Source organism: Microbacterium sp. Bi128, from assembly GCF_918698205.1.
Map to the genome: position 1 here is coordinate 1 of NZ_CAKKMM010000379.1, position 4259 is coordinate 4259.

A 4259-nucleotide genomic window follows, 5' to 3' on the forward strand; every position below is an offset into this window, starting at 1 on the left:
CCGACGAGGTAACCGTCGTCGAGCAGGCGACGGACGCGCCCCAGTGTCTCCCCGAGGACATCGACGAGGTCGGGAAGGGTCAGCCAATCGGTCGCGTAGCGGGGCGTCTCGGTCACGATGCCACTATCTCATCCCCCGCGGGCGTCGGCATCCCGACCGCGTCATTCACATCCGTCACACCCACCTCATGCGTTGACATCCGTCCCGCGCCATGCGACCGTGTCGGGCAGTCGGAAGAACGGATCCCCCACCATGCGACGACTCCCCACCCCTCTCGCGCGCCCTCGCGCCCGAACCGTCTGGCCCGCCGCCGTGGCCGGCACGATCGCCCTCGCCCTCTCGGGTGAGAACGCCGCGCACGCCGCTCCCCCGGCGCCGCGGGTGCTGACGACGACACCGCCCGCCCCACGCATCCTGAGCACGCCCGTGCTCGCGGTCGCCGCGGCCCCCGCGTCCTACACGGTGCAGCCCGGCGACACCGTCTGGGCCATCGCCCGCGCGCACGGACTCGACACGGCCGCGGTGCTGACGGCGAACGGACTCGACGCCTCCGGCGTCATCCGCCCCGGTCAGGTGCTGACCCTCGTCCCGGCCGCGCCGACGCCGCCCCCGGCCGAGGCGCCCGCACCCGCGACGAGCGGCCGCACGCACGAGGTGCGCGCCGGGGACACCGTCTCGGCGATCGCGGTGGCCAACGGCGTCTCCCTCGACGCGGTCCTCGCCGCGAACGGCTTGACCCGCGCCTCGATCATCTACCCCGGCGAGACGTTGCAGATCCCCACCGCCGGCGCGGGCGCCGCCGCACCGGCATCCGTGAGCCCGGCCACGGCTCCCGGACTCGACGCGGAGCAGAGCGAGAACGCCCGGCTGATCATCCGCATCGGTCGCGAACTCGGCGTGTCCGACCGCGGGATCGCGATCGCCCTCGGCACGGCGATGCAAGAGTCCTGGCTCCGCAACCTCGACTGGGGCGATCGGGACTCGCTGGGCCTGTTCCAGCAGCGTCCGAGCTCCGGATGGGGCAGCCCCGACCAGATCATGGACCGCGAACGCTCCACGCGCGTGTTCTACGGCGGTGCGTCCGATCCGAACGGCTCCGCGACCCGCGGCCTGCTCGACATCCCCGGCTGGGAGGGTCTCGGCTACGCCGACGCCGCTCAGGCCGTCCAGATCTCGGCGTACCCCGACCGCTACGCGCAATGGGAGTCTCCGGCATCCGTCTGGATCGCCGTTCTCGGCTGACCCGAAGGTGAGCCGTTCCCGGGGCTCCCAGGGGGCGCTCCGTAGACTCGACACGTGAGCACGAGTCAGCAGGCCGACCCGCTGATCGGCCGTCTCGTCGACGGCCGGTACCGGGTCCGCGCGCGCATCGCGCGCGGCGGCATGGCGACGGTGTACGTCGCCACCGACCTGCGCCTGGAACGCCGGGTCGCTTTGAAGGTCATGCACGGCCACCTCAGCGACGACACCGTGTTCCAGAGCCGCTTCATCCAGGAGGCGCGCTCGGCCGCCCGCCTGTCCGACCCGCACGTGGTCAACGTCTTCGACCAGGGCCAGGACGGCGAGATGGCCTACCTGGTCATGGAGTACCTGCCCGGCATCACGTTGCGCGAACTCCTGCGCGAGCACCGTCGCCTCACGGTCGACCAGACCCTGACGATCATGGATGCCATCCTCTCGGGGCTCGCCGCGGCGCACCGGGCAGGGATCGTGCACCGCGACGTCAAGCCCGAGAACGTGCTCCTGGCCGAGGACGGCCGCATCAAGATCGGCGACTTCGGTCTCGCGCGGGCGACCACCGCCAACACGGCCAGCGGCGCGCAGTTGATGGGCACGATCGCGTACCTGGCTCCCGAACTCGTCACCCGCGGCACCGCGGACGCCCGCAGCGACATCTACTCGCTCGGCATCATGCTGTACGAGATGCTCGTCGGCGAGCAGCCCTACAAGGGCGAGCAGCCGATGCAGATCGCGTATCAGCACGCCACCGACTCGGTGCCGCGCCCCAGCGCCAAGAACCCCGGCGTCCCCGAACAGCTCGACGAGCTCGTGCTGTGGGCCACCGAGCGCGAGCCCGCCGAGCGACCGCTCGACGCCTCCGCGATGCTCAACCGCTTGCGCGAGGTCGAGAAAGAGCTGGGGCTGGCGCCCCAGGTCGCCCGCGCGGTCGCCGTGGGGGTCACCGCGAGCGCCGCGGACTCCCGCGAGCTGACGAAGATCCTTCCGCAGACCGCCGCGGTCAGCGCCGCCCCGACCGACGACGTGGACAACGCCACGCGCCTGCGCCAGCGCACGCGTCGTCGCACGACGCGCGGCATCTGGCTGTTCGCCCTCGTCCTGATGCTCGCCGCCGGGGCAGCCACCACCGGCTGGTGGTTCGGTTCCGGTCCGGGATCTCTCGTGGCCGTCCCCGACGTCTCGCGCATGAGCTACGCCGACGCCGAAGCCCTCCTGACCGACCGGCAGCTGAGCGCCCAGGCCCAGGAGGTCACCGACCGAGAGATCCCCGCGGGCACGACCGTCGGCTCCGATCCCGATGTCGACGCTCGCCTCGACAAGGGCACCGTGGTGACGGTGTTCGTGTCGATCGGACCGGCCTCGCACGACCTCCCCGAGCTGGCCGGCAAGAGCAGCGACGAGGTCACCGGCATCCTGGGGTCCGTCTTCGTCGGCGTGTCCGGCACGACGCAGGAGTTCACCGACGCCGCGTCCGGCACGGTGCTGTCCGCGAGCATCACCCCGCGCGCCGGCGGCGACGCCGTCGACTGCACCCAGGGCTGCACGGTCCGCGAGGGCGACTCCGCCGCGCTCGCGGTCTCGCTCGGACCGATCCCCGACGTCGCCGGCCTCACGGCGGCCCAGGCCGAGCGGGCGATGAGCGAGGTGCAGCTGCAGACCACCCGGTCCGAGGAGTACAGCAACTCGGTGCCCTCCGGCACGGTGATCGGCATCGGCGATCGCGACGGTGGCGGCAACTGGCGCCCCGGTGACACCGTCACCCTCCGCGTGTCCATCGGACCTCGACCGGTGCAGATCCCCGACAACGTCGTGGGGATGTCGATCCGCGACGCCGTCGGCACGCTCGAGGGACTCGGCTTCCAGGTCAATGCCGGCATCGACGACGGCACCCTGCCCCTGGGCTTCAAGTACTGGGACATCTACAAGGTGCGCGCCACGAACCCCAAGGCGGGCACCACGGCCCCCCAAGGCAGCACGATCACCCTGACGCCGACGCTCTAGCTCGGCCGCACGCGCACACGACGATGCCCCCGACCTTTCCGGTCGGGGGCATCTCGGTGTCGGGCGTCAGCGGTTCTCGAGTTCCTCGGCGACGAGGAACGCCAGCTCCAGGCTCTGACGGTGGTTCAGGCGCGGGTCGCACAGGCTCTCGTACCGCGTCGCGAGGGTGGCCTCGTCGATCATCTCGGATCCGCCGAGGCACTCGGTCACGTCGTCGCCGGTCAGTTCGACGTGGATGCCACCGGGGTGCGTCCCCACCTGGCGGTGCGCGTCGAAGAACCCGCGCACCTCGTCGACGACGTCGTCGAAGCGACGCGTCTTGTAGCCGGTCGGCGTCGTGATGCCGTTGCCGTGCATCGGGTCGGTGACCCACAGCGGCGTGGCGCCCGCATCGCGGACGGCCTCGAGCAGCGGCGGCAGGGCGTCGCGGATCGTGCCCGCACCCATGCGCGTGATGAACGTCAGACGCCCCGGCTCGCGCTCGGGGTCGAGCTTGTCGATGAGCGCCAGCGCCGCCTCGGGCGTCGTGCTCGGGCCGAGCTTCACACCGATGGGGTTGCGGATCTTCGAGAAGTAGTCGACGTGCGCGCCGTCGAGCTCGCGCGTGCGCTCGCCGATCCACTGGAAGTGCGACGACGTGTTGTAGGGCAGGCCCGTGCGCGAGTCGATGCGGGTCATGGGGCGCTCGTAGTCCATGAGGAGTCCCTCGTGGCCCGTGTAGAACTCGACGCGCGTGAGCTCGTCGAAGTTGGCGCCCGCGGCCTCCATGAACTTGATCGCGCGGTCGATCTCGGCCGCCATGCTCTCGTACGCCTGGTTGGCGGGGTTGCTCGCGAAACCCTTGTTCCAGCTGTGCACTTCGCGCAGGTCGGCGAACCCGCCCTGCGTGAAGGCGCGGATGAGGTTCAGCGTCGAGGCGGCCGTGTGGTAGCCCTTGAGCAGACGAGCGGGGTCGGCCTTGCGGGACTCCTCGGTGAAGTCGTAGCCGTTGACGCTGTCGCCGCGGTACGCCGGCAGCG

3 protein-coding genes are annotated in these 4259 nt (G+C 71.4%); 2 read left to right on the forward strand and 1 reads right to left on the reverse strand.

Annotated elements, in window-relative coordinates; all coding sequences use genetic code 11:
- Window positions 1–252: 252 nt before the first annotated feature.
- The gene (locus LQV45_RS19405; RefSeq protein ID WP_230008419.1) at window positions 253–1242 is read left to right on the forward strand and encodes a LysM domain-containing protein; all 990 of its coding nucleotides are present in this window, start codon (window positions 253–255) and stop codon (window positions 1240–1242) included.
- Between the two features lie 54 nt (window positions 1243–1296).
- Complete coding sequence (pknB, locus tag LQV45_RS19410; protein WP_230008420.1) at window positions 1297–3240, forward strand: Stk1 family PASTA domain-containing Ser/Thr kinase; 1944 nt, start codon at window positions 1297–1299, stop codon at window positions 3238–3240.
- Between the two features lie 66 nt (window positions 3241–3306).
- On the opposite strand, the gene LQV45_RS19415 is transcribed toward pknB, so the two are convergent.
- A partial coding sequence (locus tag LQV45_RS19415) for a 3-deoxy-7-phosphoheptulonate synthase (protein WP_230008421.1) occupies window positions 3307–4259 on the reverse strand: 953 nt, incomplete at its 5' end.

Bases quoted from the DNA above. Each gene is read 5' to 3' on its own strand.
- LQV45_RS19405 (WP_230008419.1), top strand. From the start codon at position 253: ATGCGACGACTCCCCACCCCTCTCGCGCGCCCTCGCGCCCGAACCGTC.